The organism is Natronobacillus azotifigens, from assembly GCF_026805325.1.
Classification (GTDB): Bacteria; Bacillota; Bacilli; order Bacillales; family Amphibacillaceae; genus Natronobacillus; species Natronobacillus azotifigens.
On sequence record NZ_JAPRAT010000021.1, the window covers coordinates 1 to 23447 of the forward strand.

Here is a 23447-nt window from a genome sequence, read left to right on the forward strand (position 1 = left end):
GCTTAACATACTGGTTGTTTTGTTCAGTTTTCAAAGATCAAATGTTACTGCCTTCGCTTGCGACAGCTTTTATATTATATATAAAAAAATATATAATGTCAACAATTTTTTTGATAAACAAATCAATTAAGATTGTTATCTTTTTTTAGCGAGCTAAATAATATAACATTTTTAGAGATTGCAGTCAAGACTTTATTTGTCTTACTTATTTCCTTAAGCACCGCATCGTTTTAACGATCGGGACTGGATATATAATGTTATCATGAATCTCCAAGAATACAACAGGTAAATTATAGGATTAAATCATAGTCTATCACAACGCATCAGACTCACATTTACTTTCCTTATTATCAGCAAGATTATTTCTTTTATGCAAATGAAGAAACACTTTTTTAAAAAAATAAAGTAACCATTCTAACATACAAAATGGCTACTTTACATTTCACTGTTAATCCTGTACCTTACGACAATGTTCCGGATTGCATTTTATAATTTCTTTTACACATACCATTTGTTTTTAGTAATCCTAACTTCTCATAATAAGGTACTAAAGAATCATCACAACACAAATCTACCATATAAAGTCTATTTAATTGTTTTAGGATCTGATTAACCAATTCCTCACCTATTCCTTGACCTTGATATTCCGGTAAAACTTCAAGAAAAGGAATATAAGCTGACAGCACACCATCGCTAATAGCCGTAATGAAACCTAAAACTTGTGTTTGATTATCATTTAATGCAACAACAACATTGCTACTTTTTTTCAACAACTCTAAATGAGTTTTCGTACTTGGTGGATCAGGCCACCCGACAAAAAAACCGTTTAGCATATCAGATGAAATTCCTTTAAGATTATCTTGATAGATCATTTAGTCAACTCCTCATCAAGTGACATCAGTGGATATTATTGCGTTTGTCGGTGTGGATTGAAGTCCTAAAGATGACTATTCAATCCACTTAATCACTTGGTCATGTTCTTTTCTTGTTTTTGGCTGTGGTTCTGTTTCTCTGTATCCGAATGCCACCATTACAGAAATATCTAAATGACCATCTTCGAGTAATCCTTCCTCTTCTAGAATCTTGTTTATAGATTCGTAATGGAATCCTTCAATAGGGCAAGAATCTATCCCGATTTGCGCAGCAGCTGTCATCATGTTCCCTAAGGCAATATACGTCTGTTTGCTAGCCCAATCAAACATCGTTCTTTCATTCTCAAGTAAGTGCAGATCGTTTTCTTGAAAATTTTTAAATTTATCATTTACAACTTTTTCAATCACTTCATCAGGAAATTTTTTCACCTGTTTTAAATGATCTTTTATATATGCGGAATCGTATTTTGTATCTTTTATTGTTCGCGCCAAAATCAACACAAAATGACTTGCGGTTGGAAGTTGTCCTTGCGCTCCCCATGTTACAGTTTTTAATTTTTCTCTTAATTGCTCGTTTTGTACAACAACAAACTTCCATGGTTCTAAACCAATAGAGCTCGGAGATAGCCTTCCAACTTCTAAAATAAAATCAAAATCTTCCTCTGATATTTTCTTTGTAGCATCAAATTTTTTTGTCGCATGTCTAGATTTGTATGCCTCGATGATTTCTTGTTTTTTTTGTTGTTTATTCATATTATGTAACCTCCATTATTGTTTGTTTATTGTTGCTTTTCCCTCATAATAAAACGACTCCATAAAAATAACGTTCTTAATTCTTTATGCTAGCTTAACTGTTTTATTACTTTTGCCGGATTACCTCCGACCACCACATTATCTGGCACGTCTTTAACAACGACTGAACCAGATGCAATGACTACATTATTCCCAACAGTTACTCCAGGGTTAATGATGGAACTTCCACCAATCCACACATTGTCTCCAACCGTGATAGGTTTCGCGAATTCTTTACCTGAGTTACGTTCGGTTGGATCAAGTGGATGTGTTGCGGTATAAATTTGCACACCAGGTGCAAGCATGCAATTATCCCCAAATCGAACTTCACACACATCCAAAATCGTACAATCAAAGTTTGCATAGAAATTTTCTCCTACATAAGTGTTAGATCCGTAGTCAAATCTAATATTCGGTTCCATAAACACGTTATCTCCGGTTGAAGCGAGCAGATCCTTTAATAAGCTCGTTCGTTTTTCCCGTTCTGTTTCAATCGTTTGATTATAGTTTCTAACTTTTCTTCTTGCTTCTTGACGTTCTTTTGATAATTCCTGGTCTGACGGATCATACATTTCACCAGCGAGCATTTTTTCTTTTTCCGTTCTCATTTATGCACCTTCCTTCTATATTATATTTATTTAATTATAACAACTTTTTCAGTACCCTGTTTGGAAGATGATTTATTTTTGGCACCCTATTCAAATATAAAAATTTAGCTCTTCACTTCAATCGCACCACCAGTGATTCGCGTAAAGCCTCTTAACTTACTTACATCCTCCACAAGTTTTAGTGCCGCTTTGTCTTTTGCTTTTGCCTCAATCATAATATCTGCTGATGCTCCATAATTTTTTAATGCCTTGATAAAAGGGATGGCAAACTCCAAATCAACATAATCCGCATGTGCTCGGATTAATTGATCAGATTTGGGTGAAGATAAATGAAATTTGGGGGCTTTTCCTGTCCTTTCCCACGTCGAAAAAATACGAGGAATTAGCGTTTCAAAGGAACCATCCCCTGGATTTGCCCAATGGTGATGATAATCGAAAACAAATGGAACGCCTTGTTTCTCACAAACCTGTAATGTTTCTTCGGCCGTATACGTTTTATCATCATTCTCAAGAGTGGTTTGCATCCGAATATCTGTTGGTAACTTCTCAAAATTTTTATGAAACCGTCCAATAGTCTCCGCTTTGTTTCCATACGCGCCACCAACATGGATATTAATATTTGTGTTCTTATGTAAGCCCATTGCTTCTAACATTTCATAGTGATAGGTCATGTCTATTATTGCATTGGTCGTTACATGGTCTTGCGGGCTTGTAAACAAGGTAAATTGGTTGGGATGAAAACTTACTCGCAAGTTATTTTTCTGTACCAATGCTCCAATCTCATGATAAAGATCAGCGAAAGGTGTTAAGTAATCCCATTCCACCTCCGGATGTGTAGCAAGTGGCACGAGGGATGAGGACATCCGATACATGTCGATTCCATGAGCAATATTATAATGAAGCATTCGAAGCGTATTTTTTAGATTTTGCTCTGTTTTTTCGTAGAGTTTTTCTTCCCTGCCGCGCTTGTCTAGTTTCTTCCAACTAGCGAAAGTTAGTGTACGCGAAGGAGAAGCTTCCCATAAAGAAAGCGCAGTCGAAACATATCCAAACCTAAGTATCATTGCACGTACCTCCTCCGGGGTGCCTGGCACCACCCGTTTTTTGTCGAAATATGTCTTTCAAATGATAAGCATTTTATGTAGTATTAGCTTGTCTAACTAATTTAGATGCATACCAATTGAAGAGAGACAAAGTAAACTTCTCAAGCTAACTTTAATATAAGCACATACAATTGGAAAGAAATATGCCTAACTAACAAGACCGATTTTTTTAGCTAGCGATATCTCTTATAGTCACAATCCTTAATCCAAAAAAGCAGTCATTCTCTTTAAAAGAACAGTTCCCCCCTTTTTATATGACAAAGGAACCGTAAATAAGAACAAAAATTCGCTGTTAAAAGCAATAATCCAGAGCACCAAGACTGTTCCGTAAAATACTCCACCATTCAACCTTTTGCTGTTTCCTAAGTAATCAAAAAATACCTGGTATTCAAAGAAGAAATTAATTCTTTAATCTACCAGGTGTTTTTTGTGAATATTTACTTACAGTTCTTCTCCATTTGTATCAATAACTTTTTTATACCAGAAGAATGATTTCTTTCTACTCCGCGCTAATGTACCGCTACCATCATCATGTTTATCTACATAAATGAAACCATAACGTTTTGACATTTCACCAGAGGAAGCACTTACTAGGTCAATACATCCCCACGAAGTATAACCCATTACTTCTACACCATCTTCAATCGCATCAGCGATCGCTTGAATGTGTTCACGTAAATACTTGATCCGGTAGTCATCGTTAATGGATCCATCTTCCTCTACTACATCATAAGCACCCAACCCATTTTCCACGATGAATAACGGCAGTTGGTAACGACCATATAACTCATTTAAAGCAATTCGGAGACCTACTGGATCAATTTCCCATCCCCAATCACTTGCTTCTAAAAATGGATTCATTACCCCACCAATTAAGTTCCCCTGACCAATTTCTTCAGGTGTTTTGTTTTTCTTGTCAGTACGAGACATATAATAACTGAAAGAAATAAAGTCCACTGTACCTTTTTCTATCAATTCTAAATCCCCATCATGCATCTCTATGTTGATGTCGTTTTCCTTAAAGTAACGATTTATGAAAGTTGGATATTCCCCACGCACATGTATATCTCCACAGAAATTATTAAAGATACGCGCCTGCTCCTGTGCGTACTGAACATTCTCAGGATTACAATCAAAGGAATAAACCGGTGCATAGATTAGCATACAACCAATTTGTGAACCTGGAATAATCTCATGAGCTAATTGTACAGCTTTGGCACTTGCAACAAACTGGTGATGAAGTCCTTGGAAACTGTCTTGAAGACGCGTTTCTTCGTTTTCAGGTGAAAAACCAAGTCCCAATAACGGCATATGGGTTGCGCCATTAATTTCATTAAAGGTTAACCAATATTTCACTTTATCTTTATAGCGATTGAATAGAACGGTTACATAACGCTCAAAAAATTCGACCAATTTTCTATTTCTCCAGCCGCCGTACTCTTTAATTAAATGTAATGGTGTTTCATAGTGTGCAATGGTTACTAAAGGTTCAATATCATATTTAGCAAGTTCATCAAAAACGCGATCATAAAATGCTAATCCTTCCTCATTCGGTTCTAGTTCATCACCGTTAGGAAAAATCCGAGACCAAGCAATACTTAAGCGAAATGTTTTAAAACCCATTTCTGCAAATAGCGCAATGTCTTCTGCATATCGATGATAAAAATCAATTGCTTCGTGGTTTGGATACGTATATTTTGATTGATCAATTTCAAAATCAAAGCCCGTATCAGACAAAAGTTTAAGTCTGTCCTTTTTTCCACCTGGAAGCACGTCTGCTAAGTTAGGGCCTTTTCCCCCTTCATTGTAACCACCTTCTAATTGGTTAGCTGCTGTAGCTCCACCCCATAAAAATCCATCTGGAAAACTTTTTGACATAATCATCACCTCATTAAATTATTTTAACTAACGATAGTGTTGCACATAATATATAAACTTATCGGAATAAAAAAACCTAAATTGCTCAAGAAATCAGAAGAAACGACTCCCAATCCCTTAAAGCAACTTAGGTTTTGCCTGCAAATCAGTAACAATCCATAAGTCCATATATATTTGCTACCTATAATAGCACAAGTTGGAGGTGCCTGTCACCTCCCGAGTTTTGTCGAATGGATTTCTTGTTATAGAACAAAATCAACATGATCCCAAATATATTCGAATACATTAAGATAAAGTGAAACTTCAATCAGTGCGGGTTTTTAGGCATCCCTCCACTGATTGTTAGCCCTAAATATAACCTAAAGGCCCTTGAACCATTCGAGGAGCTAGCGTCCGTTACCCTGACGTAAACAGCTTAATATCTTCGTTGAAGTGGGAGTCTTACGGACAGTTGTTCCAGGATAAATTCTTCAAATGTTTTGTTAGAAATTTTACCGATTCTATCGCCTTCATAAAGAAAGTGTAGTAAAATGTTTAATAAGTATATAAAGTGCGGATGAATATTATGGGAGAGTGTATTTCTATACCACCGAAGGAGCAAGTTCATAAAAAACCATATGAACCAATCTCTCAGGTAACCGAACCATAATAGGACGAAACTCTGGAGAGTGCATGAAAATGCCACCAAAGGGGATGCTTTTTTCTAAAAAAGCGAAACTCTCAGGTAAAAAGGACAGAGAAGGGTAGCAAGTCCATGCCCTTTTCTGTCCTTTTTTGTGTCCAAATTTTCAATAGACATGCAAAATACAGTGATCGGCATAAAGTGAAACTTCAATCAGTGGGGGTTTTTTTAGTTAGTCCCCCACTGATTGTTAGTTGAACCATTCGGGGTGCTAGCGTCCATTACTGCCACTTAAACAACTTGATATTCTCGTTGTTTTGAAGTGGGAGTCTTACGGACGGTTGCTCCGGCATGAAACAAAAAATCAATTTGGAGGTGGAATCACACATGCAGGACAAAACCCCATTAAAAGAAACAGCCGTTTTCCCGCTCTATCATGAATACGAGGCAAAAGTCATCGATTTTGGCGGATGGGCATTACCAGTTCACTTTACCAGTATCCTTAGTGAACACCATGCAGTGAGGAATGTAGCAGGCTTGTTTGACGTATCACATATGGGAGAAATCCTTATTGAAGGTAAGGATGCTGAATTTTTTCTCAATTACATTCTAACCAATGACGTATCAAAAATTGAAGTGAACCAAGCACAATATACAGCTATGTGCTTTGAAGATGGTGGAACAGTCGACGATCTGCTCGTTTATAAGTTAGAGGATCAGAAATTCATGCTTGTGGTGAATGCAGCGAACACAGAAAAAGATTTGGATTGGATCACGAAACACACAAAAGGTGCGGTAACCGTTACTGATATCTCTCAAAAAACAGCACAACTAGCAATCCAAGGTCCAAGATCACTGCAGATTTTACAAAAACTTACCGATACCGATTTAGCCAAAATACCTTCTTTCCACTTTGTCCAAGGTGCGGAAGTTGCTAACGTCCCAGACGTCCTTGTTTCACGTACTGGTTATACCGGTGAAGATGGTTTTGAATTATACCTTGCCAATACCCGAGTGAAAGAACTTTGGCAAAAAATCTTAGCTGCAGAGAAAGAGATACAGCCTTGTGGACTTGGTGCACGTGACACCCTTCGCTTTGAAGCAAGATTAGCTTTATATGGCCAAGAACTAACTGCTAACATCACACCGATCGAAGCCGGAATTGGTTTTACGGTTAAACCAGAAAAAGCACAGCATTTTATTGGAGAAACAGTACTAGCCAAGCAAAAAGAAAACGGGCCCAAAAGAAAGCTCGTTGGTTTAGAAATACTTGGTAAAGGGATACCACGACACGAGCATCAAGTTTTTTCTTCAACAGAAGAAGAGATCGGCTTCATTACATCTGGTTCCCATTCACCAACGTTAAAAAAATTACTAGGCCTTGCCTTGATTGATTGCCAATACGCAAATGAAGGTACTCAACTAAAAGTAAAAATTCGTAACAAAATGATTGATGCAGTTGTAATAAAAACACCCTTTTTGAAACGTTAATAAAGTGAAACTTCAATCAGTGGGTGTTTACACTGATTGTTAGCCCTAAAGGATGACCTAAAGGCCCCTGAACCATTCGGGGTGCTAGTGTCTCTTACTCTCACTTAAACAACTTGATATTCTCCTTGTTTTGAAGTGGGAATCTTACGGACAGTTGCTCCAGGATAAATTTTCAATAATTTAGTTTAGGAACGAAAGGGAGAGAAACATGACAAATCAAAATTTTCGCTTCACCAAAAAACACGAGTGGGTTTTGCCATTAAATGAAAACCGAGCACGTATTGGCATTACTGACCATGCCCAACAAGAACTTGGAGATATTGTTTTCTTTGAAAACGGAGAAATTGGAGACCAACTTGCAGCAGAAGATTCGATTGGAGTTATCGAATCGGTAAAGGCCGCTTCTGAAGTCTATTCACCTCTCACAGGAAAAATAGTAAAAGTTAATGAGAACTTAGAAGACGAACCAGAATTGATTAACAATGATCCTCTTGAATCAGGTTGGTTACTAGAAATAGAATATAGTCATCCAGAAGAATTAGAAAATCTATTAAGTGAAGCAGACTATCAATCTTTTATTAACGAAGGAGAGGAATAGAATGAATTCTACTTTTCGATACCTTACCGATACCAAACAAGATCAACAGGATATGCTTCGTTACTTAAAGAAAGATTCGATCGAAGAGTTATTTGACGATCTTCCTGACGAGATTCGATTAAACGAAGCCCTAGCTATTCCAGAAGCTATCTCTGAACCTATCCTTATGAAAAAAATGCAGCGCCTTTCTGGGCAAAACACCAATGCAAATAACTATCCATTTTTCTTAGGAGCTGGAACATACGATCACTTCATCCCAAGTGTCGTAAATCATATCATTTCACGCTCAGAATTTTATACTGCCTATACACCGTATCAACCAGAAATCAGCCAAGGAGAGTTGCAAGCGATCTTTGAATTTCAAACGATGGTTTGTGAACTGACAGGCATGGATGTTGCCAATTCCTCCATGTATGATGGATTTACTTCCGTAGCAGAAGCAGCAGCTCTTGCCGTTTCCTCAACGAAGCGGTCTAAAGTACTCATCTCTAAAGCTGTTCACCCAGAATCGCGATCCATACTACAAACGAGTGCTGCAGGGCCTGGTTATAAGGTAGAGGAAATTGCGCTCGATCAGGACATAACCGATCTTAAAGAACTGGAAGAAAAAATAGATCCTAATACTGCAGCGATTATTGTTCAATACCCGAACTTTTTTGGTTCGGTAGAAGATTTACAAGAAATTAATAAAATAGCGAAAGAACACGGTGCATTACTAATTGTTAGCGCGAACCCTTTAGCGTTAGCACTCTTACAATCCCCAGGTAAACTCGGAGCTGACATTGTCGTTGGTGATATGCAACCATTAGGCATTCCGATGTCCTTTGGCGGCCCACATTGTGGTTATTTTGCTGTGAAGAAAAAATTCATGCGCAAGATTCCCGGTCGTGTCGTCGGCCAAACGGAAGATACAAAGGGAAAACGAGGTTTCACTCTCGTGTTACAAGCACGTGAACAGCACATTCGGAGAGAAAAAGCCTCTTCTAATATTTGTTCGAACCAAGCATTAAATGCACTTGCTTCAGCAGTTTGCATGGCTGCACTTGGAAAACACGGCATTCGTAAAATGGCCCAATTAAATATAGAAAAAGCAGATTATATGGCGAAACAACTTGTAGAAAATGGCATAAAAGTAATCAACCAAGCTCCATTTTTTAATGAGTTTGCCGTTGAATTACCTATATCCGCACAGGAAGTCAATCAGAAATTGCTGGAAGCTGGATTTATCGGTGGGTTTGATTTGAGGAAAGAGGATGATCGAACCAATCAGATGCTGATTGCAGTAACCGAACAACGTACGAAAGAAGAAATCGATCAATTCGTTCACATCTTGGGGGGATTACAATGACAACAACTTATGATTCTTTAATTTTTGAACTCAGTCAGCCTGACCGTTCTGGTGTAGACCTTCCAGAGAGCGATGTGGAATCTGTTGATTTATCTGATAAATTTCCAGAACACTTAATAAGAGAAACCGAAGCCGAACTGCCAGAAATATCAGAGCTACAGCTCGTACGACATTATACCGCTCTATCAAATAAAAACTATGGGGTAGATAACGGATTCTATCCACTTGGATCGTGTACGATGAAATATAACCCAAAATTAAATGAAGATGTTGCACGATTAGAAGGCTTTAGTCGTATACATCCCTATCAACCAGAAAATACGGTGCAAGGTGCATTACAATTATTGCATGAATTACAAGAAGATCTAGCAGTTATATCTGGAATGGCAGAAGTCACGTTACAACCTTCTGCAGGCGCGCAAGGTGAATGGACTGGTTTAATGATCGCCAAAAACTATCACAAACATAACGGAGAAAATAGATCGAAAGTACTTATCCCTGATTCCGCACATGGAACCAATCCAGCAAGTGCTACTGTAGCTGGATTTGATACGGTAACTATCCCATCAACTAAAGACGGATTAGTTGACGTAGCTGAATTAAAAAAACTTGTAGACGATGATACTGCTGCATTAATGTTAACCAATCCAAATACATTAGGTTTGTTTGAAAAGGACATTGTTGAAATTGCTGAAATTGTCCATGAAGCTGGAGGTTTGCTTTACTATGATGGTGCTAATGCAAACGCGATTTTAGGAAAAACAACTCCCGGAAAAATGGGCTTTGATATCGTACATTTGAATTTGCATAAAACTTTCACCACACCACATGGAGGTGGTGGTCCTGGAGCTGGTCCTGTCGGTGTTACCGAGAAACTTATCCCCTATTTGCCGGTACCACGGATCAAAAAAGTTCAGAATCACTATGTACTTGATGACAAAGAACCGTTATCGATCGGACGAGTCAAAGGTTACTACGGAAACTTTGGGATACTTGTTCGTGCCTATACGTATGTTCGTACAATGGGAGCCGAAGGGCTTCAACAAGTATCAGAGTCTGCTGTTCTCCATGCCAATTACTTAAAGAAACGGTTGGAAACACATTACGAGTCACCATTTCCACAAACCTGCAAGCATGAATTCGTATTGTCTGGATCAAAGCAGAAAAAACTCGGTGTTCGTACACTTGATATCGCCAAGCGCCTGCTTGATTTTGGTTACCACCCACCAACCATCTACTTCCCATTGAACGTGGAAGAAGGATTGATGATCGAACCAACCGAAACAGAAACGAAAGAAACATTAGATGGTTTTGCAGATACGATGATTCAAATTGCAAAAGAAATCGAACAAGACCCAAACATCGTCTTAGACGCTCCACACACAACGATTATCGGTCGACTAGACGAAACCAAAGCATCACGCAAACCAGTTTTACGGGTGCCTGTCACCACCCGTAATTTGTCGAATAATAGTTAAATATGTATAGAGGGATGAGCTGTAGACTGCCATCTATAGCTCATCCCTGATACCTTTTTAAAAACGATATACCAATCTTAAGAAAGTGACCATGCAAAGATCAACTACTGCTCATTTGAGGCTTGTTGAATCCCGTCCCTAAAGTATTTCTTCCTCTAATTTCTCTGTATCAAGAAGAAAGTATCCTTCCCCATCTCGTTCAATCATACCCCTCTTTCTCAATTGGTTCAGCGTTCGATTCACCGTTTCTCTTGACGTTCCAATCATATTGGCTAATTCTTGATTAGTAAATGGAGAAGTAAGTCGATAATATTGTTCCTTGCTCTTCACACCATTTGATTGAGCTAAACGAAGCAGAAGCATGACAATTTGTTCGTATGTATTTCGAAGTATTTTTTCCTCTAATCTGCTCTGAAGGTCCAATATTTTCTCTCCTAATACTCGAAACATCTTCACACATAGTTCTGGATACTCCAACAAAATATCTTCAAACTTCTGAACAGGAATAACAATCAGTTCCGAGGTCTCTAGCACCTCTGCGTGTGCTGGAAAATTCCCCTCTCGAAAGAAACCAGCATGTGGGAACATATCTCCCGCTTCGAGCACAGATACGATTTGTTCTTTTCCCGACATATCCGATTTATGAATTTTTACTTTGCCTGAATAAATAAAGAAAACCCGATCAAGTGGTTCATCTTGCATAAAGACAAAAGTGCCCGGTTGATAAGCTTTTACATTCGAAATACCAACAATCGGATCGATTTCTTCTCCAGAAAGCCCCTTAAAAAGAGAAACTGCTTGTAAATGCTTTTTTATTATCGAATCATTCATCGCTAAACTCCTTACTATGAAAATCTTGTGACCGTTATATTCTTTTAAAACTACTTTTCAACCCCTATTATGTCTAGAGATGTTAGCAAAACATCAAATTAGTGCGAATTCACTTAAGGGATTATTCTAATCTATTACCTATCATTCACTATGATTACTCCTACCCTACACTAAAACTATATCAATAACATCGATGAGTTACAAAAAAAAGCACAAAGACAAATCTTGTTCCATTGTTACACACATACATAAGAGCTCTATGTGATTCAAATCACCATCTTACTGCTATAGAGATGATATCCTATCACTGAACATGAAATTAACATTACTGGAGGTATTCTTGTGACAAACACATTTACAGAAGAAGCTATTGTAAGAGATATTGTAACAAAATTCCCAAAAGCAAGCGATGTTTTCAAATCCTATCGTATTGACTTTTGTTGTGGGGGAAATCGCCCACTTATAGATGCAATTAACGAAAGAAACTTATCAGCAGATGAGGTTTTAAACAAGCTAAACACACTGTATGATGAAACCATTGCTTTAAACGAAACAACCATCGATTGGGAGAATGCTTCCTATCGTGATTTGATTGACCACATTATCCAAAAACATCACAGCTATTTAAATGAGGAATTACCAAATTTGAGCCCTTATGTAACCCGATTATTACGTGTTCATGGTGCAGATCAACCTCATTTAGTTCAGATCCACCAATTATTTCATGAGTTAAAAGTAGAACTTGAGCAACATTTAATTCAGGAAGAAACGGAAGATTTTCCGCTTATTTTAGAGATCGAAGAAAACCGTAGCAAAGAAAATGTTGCGAAACTGCAAAAAGTTGTGGGAAACTTGGAAAGTGATCATAGCCATGCTGGCGCTCTTTTGAAAGAACTTCGTGAGGTAACAAACAATTTTACACCACCTGCAAATGCTTGTGGCACGTATCGTCTAGTCTACCAACGTCTAGAAGACCTTGAGTCGAACATGTTTCAGCATATTCACCTAGAGAATAACATCTTGTTCCCACGCGCTGTAGCACAGTAATGAAAATCATAAGAACCAACCAAAGAGCACAATGCTTCTGTTGAAGTCATTGTGCTTTTTTCGTTGAAAATTCTTTTCTGTTTTTTGAAATACTAATAATAAAAGAACCTCAACACACTCAGCATTAGCATCTTTAGTTTCAATGGATAGAAGTCTCACTTATTCTCACTTATCCTTAACCTAAACGAAAATAAAAAATTCCACTCAAGCAAGTATTCGACAAATTTCGGGTGGTGACAGGCACTTTTTTTCATTATTTAAATCTTTTTTTAAATAAATTCGTTACTATAAGTAGAGGTGGTGAAAACATGCAGCAATCAGATGAATCATTATTAGAAGAAATAAGAAACGGTAGTCAAGCAGCTATGGAAGTGCTCGTAAAAAAACACTATCGGACGATCTTTGCTTATACCTATCGAAAAGTTGGGGACTATCACTTAGCTTACGATATGACCCAAGAAATTTTTATCAAAATGTTAAAGTATATTTCGAGCTACAGTGGTCAAGGGAAATTCCAGCACTGGCTTTTGAAAATTGCCGTGAATCACTGTCGCGACTATTACCGAAGTAGTGCTTATCGAAATAAAAATCAAATAAACGAAATCAATGATCACTTGAAAGATGAACGAGAGAACATAGAAGATTTGCTCAGTAAAAAGCACACAAGTGTCAAAGTGAAAGAAGCGATTGACCAGCTACCGGTATATCAACGTGAAGCCATAATATTAAAGTATTATCAAGATTTAAAAATCAAAAAGATTGCCGAACTAACAGAAGCCAAGGAGTCTACCGTAAAATCAAGACTCAAACAAGGAATGGCGAAATTAAAAATCATTCTAATGGAAGGGAATGAAGATAAAGATGAACAGATTCAACCAAACCGACGAAACCGATATCGATGAGCTTGATGATAGTTTTGATGAAAAAGAATATGAAGCACTTGAACAAGAACTAACCCATTACCTAGTAAAATTCCCGGATGAAAACAAAATAGATGCAACCGTAGATACCTTGCGTCAATATGTTCCAGATCGCACAACAAAATCAGTAAGTATTCGAGAACGATCCTTTGCATTAATCAAACGTGCGAAAACCGAAGTGACAATCGTAAGCAAAACGTACTGGATTGCTAGCACTTTTTTATTTTTCATCGGTTATCTGATTGCCAATCAGACAAATACTGATCCAATTTTAACACTCATTTTTCTAGCGCCATTGCCATTTATCTTTGGGTTATCAGAAGTGTTTAAAGGAAGAGAACACGGGCTATTCGAAATGGAACTTGCGTGTAAGTTCTCTGCTCATGAAATCATTCTCTCTCGTCTATTCTTGATCGGGATCTATAATCTCACTTTAAACACGGTACTAACGTTAGTCCTTTCGCCCGTTACAGGGAAACCATTAATAGAAATGATCCTTACATGGTTCACACCATTTACCTTTTTCGTAGCAATCGGACTATGGCTAAGTATGAAATTTAAAGGTCAAATTTTTGTGACTACCTTGCTTTCATTATGGCTTGTATTCATCGTTATCTTTGTGATCAACAATCATTGGATGGTAGCATTTCTTAATATCCATTATATTTTACATCTCGTATTTTTAACCGCAGGATTCCTACTGGTTGGGTTACAACTTATACAGTTCACGAAAAAATATCAAACATTCGAAGGGGGAACTCGCGTTGAGATTAACTATTGAAAAAATTTCAAAAACATTTAAAGATAAACAAGCAGTGACCACATTTTCTGCAGAACTGACAGAAGGGGTCTATGCCCTCCTTGGTCCAAATGGAGCTGGAAAAACTACACTGATGCGAATGTTGGCAGATATTATGAAACCTTCATCTGGAAGAATTTTGTTAGACGATAAAGACATCTCCCTGATGGGCGATCATTACCGAGATATTTTAGGTTATCTACCTCAAGAATTTGGGCTTTATAAAAATTTCAATGCCATTCGATTTCTTTCTTATTTTGCTAGCTTGAAAGGGTTAGATAAAGAAAAAGCGAAAACACGGGTCGAAGAAGTATTGAAATTGGTAAATTTACAAAAAGATCGTAAACGAAAACTTAGAACCTATTCAGGTGGAATGAAACGAAGATTAGGTATCGCTCAAGCACTTTTAAATGATCCGAAAATTCTTATTGTGGATGAGCCCACAGCAGGGCTAGATCCACAGGAACGAGTACGATTCCGAAATTTACTTTCAGAAATTGCTGGAGATCGAATTGTTCTTTTATCCACTCATATTGTTACAGATATCGAGTACATTGCCAAAGAAGTGCTTCTCATGCGTCAAGGAGAGTTGATTCAGCGTAGCACGATTGAAAAACTATTAGAAAGTGTCGAAGAAAAAGTATGGAAATGTAGTGTTGAACAAGGAGCATTATCACAGCTACAAAAAAGTTACAAAGTGGGCAATATTCAACGCGCTGAATCTGGCATTGAAATACGGATTGTAAGTGATGTGAAGCCAATGCCAAATGCTCTGTCTGTTTCTCCCACCTTAGAAGATGTGTATTTATATTTCTTCGAAAAGGAGGCTGAAGAAAATGTATAAGCAGGAATGTTATAAAATTTTCACAAGAAAAAGTCTATATTTCGCATTCCTTCTATTCGTTTTATTCATGGTAATCTTGCCTGGTGGATCTACCCCTATCATTCAAACTGATGAGTATCAGACATTATATGAGGAATGGCGTGGGCCACTTAGCAGAACGGAAATTGATTTAGCTAACCAAAAGCTTGAAGAACTACAAAATCGAATCGATCAAGAAATGGAGCAAACTGAGGATCTTGAAGTTGTCTTTCCTCCTCAAAGTATCGAAGAGCAAGCAGCTTTTCGCGTTTACTCTTCGGTCGCTAGTATAGGTAGATACATCGATTCTTTTCAACAACGAAAAGAAGACTTACAGGAAGCGACAAGAGGTTCCACAACTACAGCATATGAGTCAGAAGAAGCTAGGCTCGAACTTAACATGTTGAATGAATTAGGTCAGCCTTTTGGTTTTTACAATACGACAGCATGGGGCAACACGGTAGACTTTATCAATGTGTTTGCCTTTATAATCTTAACGATTCTTATTGTTTTAGGGTTATCTCCAGTTTTCGCTGACGAACATAGCCAAAAGAGTATTTCATTAATCAGAAGCACAAAGCATGGAAAAAGAAAAATAGTAACTACTAAAATTCTAGCATCATGTACCTACATCGTCTCGTTGTTTGTCACATTGCACATCATTAATGTCGCACTAGAAGTAAGGAAGTTTGGAGCACTAATGGACGGAACCGTGCCACTACAAAATTTATTTTTATTTATTCAATCACCATTCTCTCTAACGATCTGGCAATATTATGCTATTGCACTTGGCATTCAATTTTTTGCGTCGTTAGTGATTGGGTTACTAGTACTATTTTTATCCATTGTGACTAGAAATGGAATGTTGACATTTTTTATCAGTGGAGCAGTTATTGGGACACCATTTTTGTTCCGCCAACTAGGAATTGATCAACCGTTTATTCAGTATGTCACTCAATTTAGTTATGCGGAACTCATGAGGGTAAAAGGTTTGTTCGATCAGTTTGTTGCCTTTCCCTTATTTGATCAACCAGTACTGTATCCGGTTTTACTTATTTCCACTTTTTTACTAGTAGCTATTTTAACAATGTATCTTATTTATCATCAATATAAAAATCAACAAATTATGAACTAGATTTAGGAAAGTAGTGATAGGTCTATGTACAAACAAGAATGTTTTAAAATTTTTACGAAAAAGAGTATTTACCTCGTCTTTGCCGTGATTGTTCTGTTACTAGTCTATGTGAATCAACTTCCCATTTCGATGACGATGAGGGAAGATATTTTTGAAGAGCTAGAAGAAACGTGGGGCGGCCCTGTAACGGAGGAAAAGGTTGAACTTGCACGAGAAGCGATGTATGCCTCTGATTCAGGTGAAGTCTATACTAATACCTTTGAAGCAAGAGCAACAGATTATGTTCAATTTCTGGTAGTCGGATCTGCAATGCAAAAGGCAGAACAACACGATCGTATGAACATACTTGAGGAGCAAATAGCCCTATATAATGAGGGAACTTACGAATACAAGGAAGCTTCGAAAGAACTTGAGATGTTAGAAGAAGTAGGAGATGTACATGGTTTTTATTTAATCCAATCCTGGCTTGAGATGTTTGAATTTATTGAGCCCGTCACTCATGTATTGATACTATCAATCATATTGTTAATTGGTTTAACGCCAGTGTTCTCCGAAGAATACTCTAGTCAGAGCTTAGATTTAATCTTAGCAACGAAACACGGAAAAGCAAAACTTGTTACTGCGAAAATACTGGCTAGTATCACTTATATCGCTATTGTTTTTCTATCACTTCACTTGATCAACACGATACTTAACCTAGTAAAATTTGGAGGAGCAGCAGGTTGGAACGCACCAATACAAGGGATATCTGAGGGATTTGATACTCATTCGCTCATAAGCTACGACAGCTCACCATATAGTATGGACGTCTGGCAATTCTACTTGCTATCATTAGTTCTTCAGTTGCTGGCGTGTATAGCAGTAGGGATGCTTGTGTTATTTTTATCTTTCCTGACAAAAAATACGATGATTACCTTTTTTATTAGTGGGATCATTATGGCCATTCCTGTCTTGCTTCAGCAGTTAGGGATCACACGAGGAATATTTAGCTATCTCATTCATTTCAGCTATACAGAATTAATAAAAGTATCTAGCATGTTTACACAGTTTCGAGCCTTTAACGTATTTGGTTATCCTGTATTGTACCCAACTCTAATCTTCATTCTATTTGCGGTGATAACAAGTCTATTGATTTTTGTTACGTACGATTTGTTTAGAAAACAGCAAGTCGGTAACTAAATTAAGTGAAGCTTCAATCAGTGTGGGTTTTAGCTTTTCCCCACTGATTGGATTGTTAACATAATGGATATCTAAACTCCTTTAGACCATTCAGGAGCTAGCGTAGCACCGTTAGTACCACTTAATCACCTTGATACTTTTGTTATTTCTTTAAGCGGATGGACGGCTGGCTGGCTTACCGGTGATTCCATCCGTTTAAATATTTTTCGACATAATTCGGGTGGTGACAGGCACTTTCACTATAATCTAAAAATAGGTGAATAAATACTAAATATTATTACTTTGTTAATGCTATGAAAGCGGTATAATAGTTGTACGACCTTAAAAGGAGGTAGCAACTTGAATTCGATTTTTTTTCGAGCAACGGAGTGGATAACACGGCTCGTACAATTAAATATCTTATGGCTAGCATTTAGTCTATCAGGATTTATTGTTTTCACTTTTTTCCCAGCTACTGTTGCGATGTTTTCAACAATTAGACAGTGGCTTCGTGGCGAAACAGATAAACCGATTGCTAAAACATATTGGTCATACTTTAAGAAAGATTTCTTAAAAGCACACGGTTATGGTATTGTCATTAGTTTTTTAGGATTAGTAGCCTATGCCCATTTAATTTTCATGGCCAACAATAGTGAAGCACCTATGCTTTTTCTCCACATTCCATTTTATCTGTTTCTTTTATTCACTTTTCTTACAATACTTTACTTATTTCCCGTTTATGTTCATTATAAAATTGGTTTCTTCGCTGTTATTAAGCAAGCTTTTTCCATTATGATCATTCACCCTTTACAAACTCTATTTATGATTATAGGGATTGTTGTAACTGTAGTTGTAATGCAATATATTCCTGGGACGATGTTTTTCTTTGGTGGTTCATTTATCGCCCTTTTAGTAATGGGAACAGCATATCAAGTATTTTTAGATATCGAGAAGAAAAAAAGTACCATTACTGAATAAAAATCGTTTATAATTTTCAAAGTACAGTTCAGTGATTAGACACTTTTCTTCATATAAGAACAAAGATAAGTCATTAAAAAATTTATAGACATAACAGAGGATAGAAATATTTTATTCCCCATGCCCCATGGTAGTTCGTATACTTTGGGGCACTTATTTTTTTATAAGGCTTTGGATTAGAAAAACGCGTTTTTAAACCTGTGATCGAATTATTCATTCCGAGAAAATTCAATCATTCATTGCAAACAAAAGACTGCAACCTCCATATTCAAAGGAAGTTACAGCCGCTTCTGCATAAATTTATTATATTTATATTAGCCCTTAACTGATCCTGCAGCAATCCCCTCAACTATACGATTACTTAAGAAAACAAAAGCTATTAATATCGGAATTATACTAATCATTAATGTTGCTCCAATAGCTCCCCAATCGGTTAAATATTGACCAATAAAGCTCTGAATACCTACCGTCAAGGTTCTGTATCTTTCTGAGCTAATAAATGTATTGACAAAAATAAATTCATTCCAATTATAGATCATGTTTATGATTGCAGCTGTTGACATTACAGGCATCGTCATAGGCAATGTGATTCGAAAGAATAAACGGTGAATAGAACATCCATCGATAATCGCCGCTTCTTCTATCTCTATAGGCAATGTACGGTAAAAGCCGACCATGATCATAATCGTTAATGGCATATTGTAAGCCGTGTAAGCGAGAATTAGCGAAAAAGGGTTATCAAGCAAACTAAGGTTTCTAAATATTTGAAATAATGGTACCAGTGTTGAATGAATTGGAATCATATAACCAATCATAAATAGTAATAATATTGCATTACTATATTTCCAATTCATACGAGTAATAGCAAACGTAACAAAACTTGCTAAGAGAATTGTAAGTATTACTGCCGTAACAGTAACAAAAATACTATTGAAAAAATAGGAACCTATATTTCCTGTCGTCCAAACCCTTTCATAATTTCCCCAAAGCCACTCCTCAGGAAGAGCAAAGGGAGATCTACCAAAAATTTCTGAGTTACCTTTTAATGAAAAGAAAAACAACCAAACAAGTGGATAAATTTGAAAAACTGCTATTAATCCCAGAACCAAATACAGTAAAAAATAGCCTAAGCTACGTATGCGTATATTTTTTTTGTTTTCTACTATAGCTGTCATTAAGATCCCCCTTTCTTAATATTGAACTTCTTCCTTAGAAGTCGTAATTCTATTGATGATCAAAGTTGTTAGTAATGCCAAGACTAATAAAGCAAAACCAATCGCACTACCGTAACCAAAATTGTTACGACCAAATGCTTCTTTATACATATATGATGCGATAACCTCACTAGCACCGTTTGGTCCGCCACCTGTCATAACGTAAATTAAATCAAAATACTTTAATGAACCGACAAACGATAATAAAATAGTAGTTTTAATTACACCTGAAATAAGTGGTACTTTTATTTTGTAGGCAATTTGTATTGGAGTTGCGCCATCAATTTGCGCAGCTTCAATTAATGAGTATGGAATACCTTTTAATGCAGCACTATAAATAATAATATAGAAACCTGCATATTGCCATATGACGGCGATGAAAATAGCTATAAGTACTGTACTTCGATCAGCTAACCAAGCAGGTGGACTTTCTACACCTAGTGTTGTTAAAAGACTGTTCAAAACACCATTATTTGGGTCATAAATTCTAATCCATAGCTGAGCGATCGCAACTGAGGACAGTAACATTGGAACTAAATAAATCTTTCTTAATAATTCAGAACCTTTTATTCTCCCTGATAAAACAAGGGATATCGCTAAATAAAGGACTAAACTAAAAGCTGAAAATATAGCAAGAAAAAATGAATTACGAGCACTAAAACGAAATGTTGAATCTTGTAATAAACTGATATAGTTGTCTAAACCGATAAAGGTCATATCACCTATACCATCCCACCTCATTAAACCATAGTATCCCGTTAAAAAGATCGGAATGTAAACTAATCCCGCTAGCAACAGAAGGGAAGGCAGGATATATAAGGCGATAACCCATTTGTTGGACATAACTTTCTTCATTGAAAAAAGAACTCCCTTCTCATTTATCGTTCATCAGATACGTAAATATTCTTTCGCTCTTATCAAAGAACCGATTTCAATAGTCTTTTTTCTTCTCTGCTCAGGACCTGTTCTTTACAGTCCGCTATCATTTACAAGAAAGATTCCTTGACCTGTTTTACAGGAAAACTGTTTAATCAAGTCTGTGTTACTGTTTTGTCACGAAAGAAAATAAATAGGATACGATGGTCGTATGACTAATTAAACCATCATACGAACGACCTTTAAATTATTTATGAAGTTTCAAAAAAGATTCTGTTATTTTGAAAAAGACTCCATGTCCCATCGTATCCCTTAAATTCGAAATACTTCTTGATCATAAAATGTACAATTGGTGCTTAAAATAGCTAACCATTCGCTTTTTTATTTCTAATCATCGACGATCCTTACTTTGCGACAATTACCATACTTGAACAGGGTACACACTCTACAGATAGTTATATTAAATACCTTTTTCTAGATGTAACGCTGCGTTACTATTTTTTTACTCATTCATTAGTAAGTTGAATTGGTTATTCTTCACTAGCTTGTAAAGCTTGTTCATGACGTTCCGCAAATTCTTCTGGTGTAACTTCACCACTCATAATCGCTTGAATCATGTTTAAGTGAGTGTCTGCTGCACTTGGACTCATTTGTACATCAGCATATAATGTTAGGTTCGTTGCTTCATTTAAGTCATTTAAAACATCAATGTACATTTGTGGTAAATCCATACCATCTGTATTAACAGCTGTTGCCGGGATTACCCCTGCTTCTTCTACCGACATTTCTCCCCAACGTTCAATAAAGTAGCTTACAAATTCAATTGCTTCGTCTTTAACATCTGAATCTTCTGCAACGAACAATCCAACACCAGGGCCACCTACATAACTATCAATGCCACCTTCTCCACCTTCAACAACAGGGAATTTGAAGTAATCAATTTTTTCTTTGAATTCCTCTGGGTTGTTAGGGCTAGTAGTCCATTCAGGAAGATCCCAAGTTGCCATTAAATACATAGCTGCTTGTTCATTAATGAAGTAACCTTTTGCTTCATCATTTCCTAGTCCGTTGAAGCCATTAATAAAGGCACCCATTTCAACTAATTCATTCAATTCTGCCGCTGCTCGTATTAGGGCTGGGTCTTCAAAGCTGCTTTCACGACTAATTGCATCATTCAATGCCGTTTGTCCGCCGATACGATCAGCTAAATACATGTACCACATGGAACCTGTCCATGCATCTCTGTTACCTAATGTAATCGGAGTAACACCATTATCAACTAATACTTCAACTACTTGTTTAAACTCTTCCCATGTTTCCGGAACTTCAACTCCGTTTTCCTCAAAAATAGCTGTATTGTAATATACTGGTGTAATATTAAGTTCTAATGGTAAACCATAAACACCACCATCTACAGCGTAAGCTTCTGCTGTACCAGGAATAAATGAATCTGTTACAAGATCACTCAGATCAGTAAACATATTTCCTCTTGCATATGATTCAATAAACCCACCACCCCATGTCATACCAACATCAGGTAATTCACTTGCAGCACCGATGACACTTAATCTTTCTCTGTATTGTTCATTACCGAAAATATCCATTTCTACAGTTATACCTGGATTATCTGCTTCAAATTCATCTACAATTTTCTGAACAATGGCATTGTGCTGAGCTGAGCTCCCCTCTGGCCATAAGTGCATAAATTCAATTACTTTTTCATCCGTTGCACCGCTTTCATTTCCTGGATCATTATCTGAGGGATCTCCGGTTGTGCCATTCTCACCATTACCACAAGCTGCTAAACCAAGGATTAGTACAGATAAAATAATCATAAAAAAGAAAGTCTTCTTAAACATCTTTATCCCCTCCTGAGTATATTAAATTTAACTTGCAAACTTAGTTTAACACCTAAACTAAGTTATGATAAGGTCACGTCTATTAGTAAAATGTCCATTATTTTTAGAAAGCGTTTTCATTCTAATGGTGCAGTTAAATATGTAATGCTACTGCTTCAATCTGTTGACTACCAGCATTTAAGAGACTATTCTCATGCTTTTTTTATATTTTTATCTATGAAATTATAGAATAAAGGGGCATTATAGAATCCTTAATTTGGGGAATATCATATATCTTAAAAATATCAAACAGAAAATGGTGTATATGTTTGCAGATTGGAGATAATTATTAGAATAGATAGATATTTTACAAGCGAGCATAACGAAAAGGATGATTGTATCATTGATATCTATCGAGGCACACGGGGGATTAATTAACAAAAATGCAACCTCTAGGTACATTCTGTATTTGTATCATTTTCACACGAACTTTTCATTTGTTTGACCACACTCGTTATTGTGCGATATTAAAATAAATAATAAACACAGTTGTAGATAAGTTGTTAGACCAACCATCTAAGGCAGCAGTACATACATAAAGTGAAACTTCAATCAGTGGGTGTTTTTAGGTATTCCCCCACTGATTTGAACCATTCGGGGTGCTAGCGTCCGTTACTCCCACTTAAACAACCTGATATTCTCGTTGTTTTGAAGTGGGAGTCTTACGGACGGTTGCTCAGGGATAAAACAAAAAATATTATTTATTTGTTTACTCTCATGAAGTCCCCAAAGATTTTTGCAAGCATTTCAGCATAGAATTTCCCTAAACAGATTCGCTCACAAGGAGAAATCAAAAAATATTAGTAAGGACAAAAAAAGAGTAAAAATTCGCTATGATTCTCTGTAAAATTGCAACAGCCTCAAACCTAACATTAACAAGAGCTTAAGGCTATTTAACTGCAAAATTCTAGTTTTACAACAAAACTAGTTGATGATAAG

General features: G+C 36.7%; 20 protein-coding genes and 1 riboswitch. Of the genes, 11 read left to right on the forward strand and 9 right to left on the reverse strand.

The genetic code is table 11. The features are described from left to right. Positions 1 to 461 precede the first annotated feature (461 nt). The 5 genes from OWO01_RS10745 to OWO01_RS10765 all read right to left on the reverse strand — a co-directional run bounded on the left by OWO01_RS10745 (position 462) and on the right by OWO01_RS10765 (position 5253). On the reverse strand, positions 462 to 872 hold the full coding sequence (locus tag OWO01_RS10745) for a GNAT family N-acetyltransferase (RefSeq protein ID WP_268780463.1): 411 nt from the start codon (positions 870 to 872) through the stop codon (positions 462 to 464). Between the two features lie 75 nt (positions 873 to 947). Next, positions 948 to 1625 (reverse strand): NAD(P)H-dependent oxidoreductase, encoded by a 678-nt coding sequence (locus OWO01_RS10750; protein ID WP_268780464.1) that lies wholly within the window; start codon positions 1623 to 1625, stop codon positions 948 to 950. An 89-nt stretch (positions 1626 to 1714) separates the two neighbouring features. Continuing rightward, positions 1715 to 2272: a sugar O-acetyltransferase gene (locus tag OWO01_RS10755; RefSeq protein ID WP_268780465.1), complete on the reverse strand. Its 558-nt coding sequence runs from the start codon at positions 2270 to 2272 to the stop codon at positions 1715 to 1717. Between the two features lie 104 nt (positions 2273 to 2376). After that, positions 2377 to 3336 (reverse strand): UV DNA damage repair endonuclease UvsE, encoded by a 960-nt coding sequence (gene uvsE / locus OWO01_RS10760; RefSeq protein WP_268780466.1) that lies wholly within the window; start codon positions 3334 to 3336, stop codon positions 2377 to 2379. Between the two features lie 480 nt (positions 3337 to 3816). Next, on the reverse strand, positions 3817 to 5253 hold the full coding sequence (locus OWO01_RS10765) for a glycoside hydrolase family 1 protein (protein WP_268780467.1): 1437 nt from the start codon (positions 5251 to 5253) through the stop codon (positions 3817 to 3819). A gap of 556 nt (positions 5254 to 5809) precedes the next feature. After that, positions 5810 to 5909, forward strand: a riboswitch (glycine riboswitch). 353 nt (positions 5910 to 6262) lie between these two features. On the opposite strand from OWO01_RS10765, the gene gcvT reads away from it, so the two are divergent. From gcvT to gcvPB, 4 genes are all read left to right on the forward strand, one after another. Continuing rightward, positions 6263 to 7366: a glycine cleavage system aminomethyltransferase GcvT gene (gene gcvT / locus OWO01_RS10770; RefSeq protein WP_268780468.1), complete on the forward strand. Its 1104-nt coding sequence runs from the start codon at positions 6263 to 6265 to the stop codon at positions 7364 to 7366. Positions 7367 to 7574: 208 nt separating this feature from the next. Next, positions 7575 to 7964, forward strand: a complete 390-nt coding sequence (gcvH, locus tag OWO01_RS10775) for a glycine cleavage system protein GcvH (protein WP_268780469.1) — start codon at positions 7575 to 7577, stop codon at positions 7962 to 7964. A gap of 1 nt (position 7965) precedes the next feature. Further along, positions 7966 to 9312, forward strand: coding sequence for an aminomethyl-transferring glycine dehydrogenase subunit GcvPA (gcvPA, locus tag OWO01_RS10780; RefSeq protein WP_268780470.1), 1347 nt, complete (start codon positions 7966 to 7968; stop codon positions 9310 to 9312). Continuing rightward, entirely contained in the window at positions 9309 to 10790 is a 1482-nt protein-coding gene (gcvPB, locus tag OWO01_RS10785; protein ID WP_268780471.1) for an aminomethyl-transferring glycine dehydrogenase subunit GcvPB, read from the forward strand. Before gcvPA ends, gcvPB begins: the two co-directional genes overlap by 4 nt. Before the next feature lie 138 nt (positions 10791 to 10928). Here gcvPB and OWO01_RS10790 read toward each other — a convergent pair whose 3' ends face one another. Beyond that, entirely contained in the window at positions 10929 to 11621 is a 693-nt protein-coding gene (locus tag OWO01_RS10790; protein ID WP_268780472.1) for a Crp/Fnr family transcriptional regulator, read from the reverse strand. 342 nt (positions 11622 to 11963) lie between these two features. On the opposite strand from OWO01_RS10790, the gene ric reads away from it, so the two are divergent. The 7 genes from ric to OWO01_RS10825 all read left to right on the forward strand — a co-directional run bounded on the left by ric (position 11964) and on the right by OWO01_RS10825 (position 18520). Further along, on the forward strand, positions 11964 to 12668 hold the full coding sequence (gene ric / locus OWO01_RS10795; protein ID WP_268780473.1) for an iron-sulfur cluster repair di-iron protein: 705 nt from the start codon (positions 11964 to 11966) through the stop codon (positions 12666 to 12668). Positions 12669 to 12976: 308 nt separating this feature from the next. Then, positions 12977 to 13570 carry an RNA polymerase sigma factor gene (locus tag OWO01_RS10800; protein WP_268780474.1) on the forward strand — a complete coding sequence of 198 codons (594 nt, stop codon included), beginning with the start codon at positions 12977 to 12979 and terminating at the stop codon, positions 13568 to 13570. Then, positions 13530 to 14369, forward strand: coding sequence for a hypothetical protein (locus OWO01_RS10805; protein ID WP_268780475.1), 840 nt, complete (start codon positions 13530 to 13532; stop codon positions 14367 to 14369). Before OWO01_RS10800 ends, OWO01_RS10805 begins: the two co-directional genes overlap by 41 nt. Further along, a complete protein-coding gene (locus OWO01_RS10810; RefSeq protein ID WP_268780476.1) occupies positions 14353 to 15231 on the forward strand; it encodes an ABC transporter ATP-binding protein in 879 nt (292 codons plus the stop codon). Before OWO01_RS10805 ends, OWO01_RS10810 begins: the two co-directional genes overlap by 17 nt. Continuing rightward, complete coding sequence (locus tag OWO01_RS10815) at positions 15224 to 16384, forward strand: hypothetical protein (protein ID WP_268780477.1); 1161 nt, start codon at positions 15224 to 15226, stop codon at positions 16382 to 16384. The genes OWO01_RS10810 and OWO01_RS10815 overlap by 8 nt, the downstream gene beginning before the upstream one ends. 24 nt (positions 16385 to 16408) lie before the next feature. Next, on the forward strand, positions 16409 to 17563 hold the full coding sequence (locus tag OWO01_RS10820; protein WP_268780478.1) for a hypothetical protein: 1155 nt from the start codon (positions 16409 to 16411) through the stop codon (positions 17561 to 17563). 339 nt (positions 17564 to 17902) lie between these two features. Then, the gene (locus tag OWO01_RS10825) at positions 17903 to 18520 is read left to right on the forward strand and encodes a YesL family protein (RefSeq protein WP_268780479.1); all 618 of its coding nucleotides are present in this window, start codon (positions 17903 to 17905) and stop codon (positions 18518 to 18520) included. A gap of 314 nt (positions 18521 to 18834) precedes the next feature. On the opposite strand, the gene OWO01_RS10830 is transcribed toward OWO01_RS10825, so the two are convergent. The 3 genes from OWO01_RS10830 to OWO01_RS10840 all read right to left on the reverse strand — a co-directional run bounded on the left by OWO01_RS10830 (position 18835) and on the right by OWO01_RS10840 (position 22469). Continuing rightward, on the reverse strand, positions 18835 to 19695 hold the full coding sequence (locus OWO01_RS10830) for a carbohydrate ABC transporter permease (RefSeq protein WP_268780480.1): 861 nt from the start codon (positions 19693 to 19695) through the stop codon (positions 18835 to 18837). Between the two features lie 15 nt (positions 19696 to 19710). Beyond that, complete coding sequence (locus tag OWO01_RS10835; RefSeq protein ID WP_268780481.1) at positions 19711 to 20589, reverse strand: carbohydrate ABC transporter permease; 879 nt, start codon at positions 20587 to 20589, stop codon at positions 19711 to 19713. A gap of 551 nt (positions 20590 to 21140) precedes the next feature. Continuing rightward, positions 21141 to 22469, reverse strand: a complete 1329-nt coding sequence (locus OWO01_RS10840; RefSeq protein ID WP_268780482.1) for an extracellular solute-binding protein — start codon at positions 22467 to 22469, stop codon at positions 21141 to 21143. Positions 22470 to 23447 lie beyond the last annotated feature (978 nt).

Bases quoted from the DNA above. Each gene is read 5' to 3' on its own strand.
- OWO01_RS10835 (WP_268780481.1), bottom strand. From the start codon at position 20,589: ATGAAGAAAGTTATGTCCAACAAATGGGTTATCGCCTTATATATCCTG.
- OWO01_RS10745 (WP_268780463.1), bottom strand. From the start codon at position 872: ATGATCTATCAAGATAATCTTAAAGGAATTTCATCTGATATGCTAAAC.
- OWO01_RS10805 (WP_268780475.1), top strand. From the start codon at position 13,530: ATGAACAGATTCAACCAAACCGACGAAACCGATATCGATGAGCTTGAT.
- OWO01_RS10755 (WP_268780465.1), bottom strand. From the start codon at position 2,272: ATGAGAACGGAAAAAGAAAAAATGCTCGCTGGTGAAATGTATGATCCG.
- OWO01_RS10790 (WP_268780472.1), bottom strand. From the start codon at position 11,621: ATGAATGATTCGATAATAAAAAAGCATTTACAAGCAGTTTCTCTTTTT.
- gcvT (WP_268780468.1), top strand. From the start codon at position 6,263: ATGCAGGACAAAACCCCATTAAAAGAAACAGCCGTTTTCCCGCTCTAT.
- OWO01_RS10815 (WP_268780477.1), top strand. From the start codon at position 15,224: ATGTATAAGCAGGAATGTTATAAAATTTTCACAAGAAAAAGTCTATAT.
- OWO01_RS10765 (WP_268780467.1), bottom strand. From the start codon at position 5,253: ATGTCAAAAAGTTTTCCAGATGGATTTTTATGGGGTGGAGCTACAGCA.
- gcvPB (WP_268780471.1), top strand. From the start codon at position 9,309: ATGACAACAACTTATGATTCTTTAATTTTTGAACTCAGTCAGCCTGAC.
- uvsE (WP_268780466.1), bottom strand. From the start codon at position 3,336: ATGATACTTAGGTTTGGATATGTTTCGACTGCGCTTTCTTTATGGGAA.
- gcvH (WP_268780469.1), top strand. From the start codon at position 7,575: ATGACAAATCAAAATTTTCGCTTCACCAAAAAACACGAGTGGGTTTTG.
- OWO01_RS10820 (WP_268780478.1), top strand. From the start codon at position 16,409: ATGTACAAACAAGAATGTTTTAAAATTTTTACGAAAAAGAGTATTTAC.
- OWO01_RS10830 (WP_268780480.1), bottom strand. From the start codon at position 19,695: ATGACAGCTATAGTAGAAAACAAAAAAAATATACGCATACGTAGCTTA.
- OWO01_RS10750 (WP_268780464.1), bottom strand. From the start codon at position 1,625: ATGAATAAACAACAAAAAAAACAAGAAATCATCGAGGCATACAAATCT.
- gcvPA (WP_268780470.1), top strand. From the start codon at position 7,966: ATGAATTCTACTTTTCGATACCTTACCGATACCAAACAAGATCAACAG.
- OWO01_RS10840 (WP_268780482.1), bottom strand. From the start codon at position 22,469: ATGTTTAAGAAGACTTTCTTTTTTATGATTATTTTATCTGTACTAATC.
- OWO01_RS10800 (WP_268780474.1), top strand. From the start codon at position 12,977: ATGCAGCAATCAGATGAATCATTATTAGAAGAAATAAGAAACGGTAGT.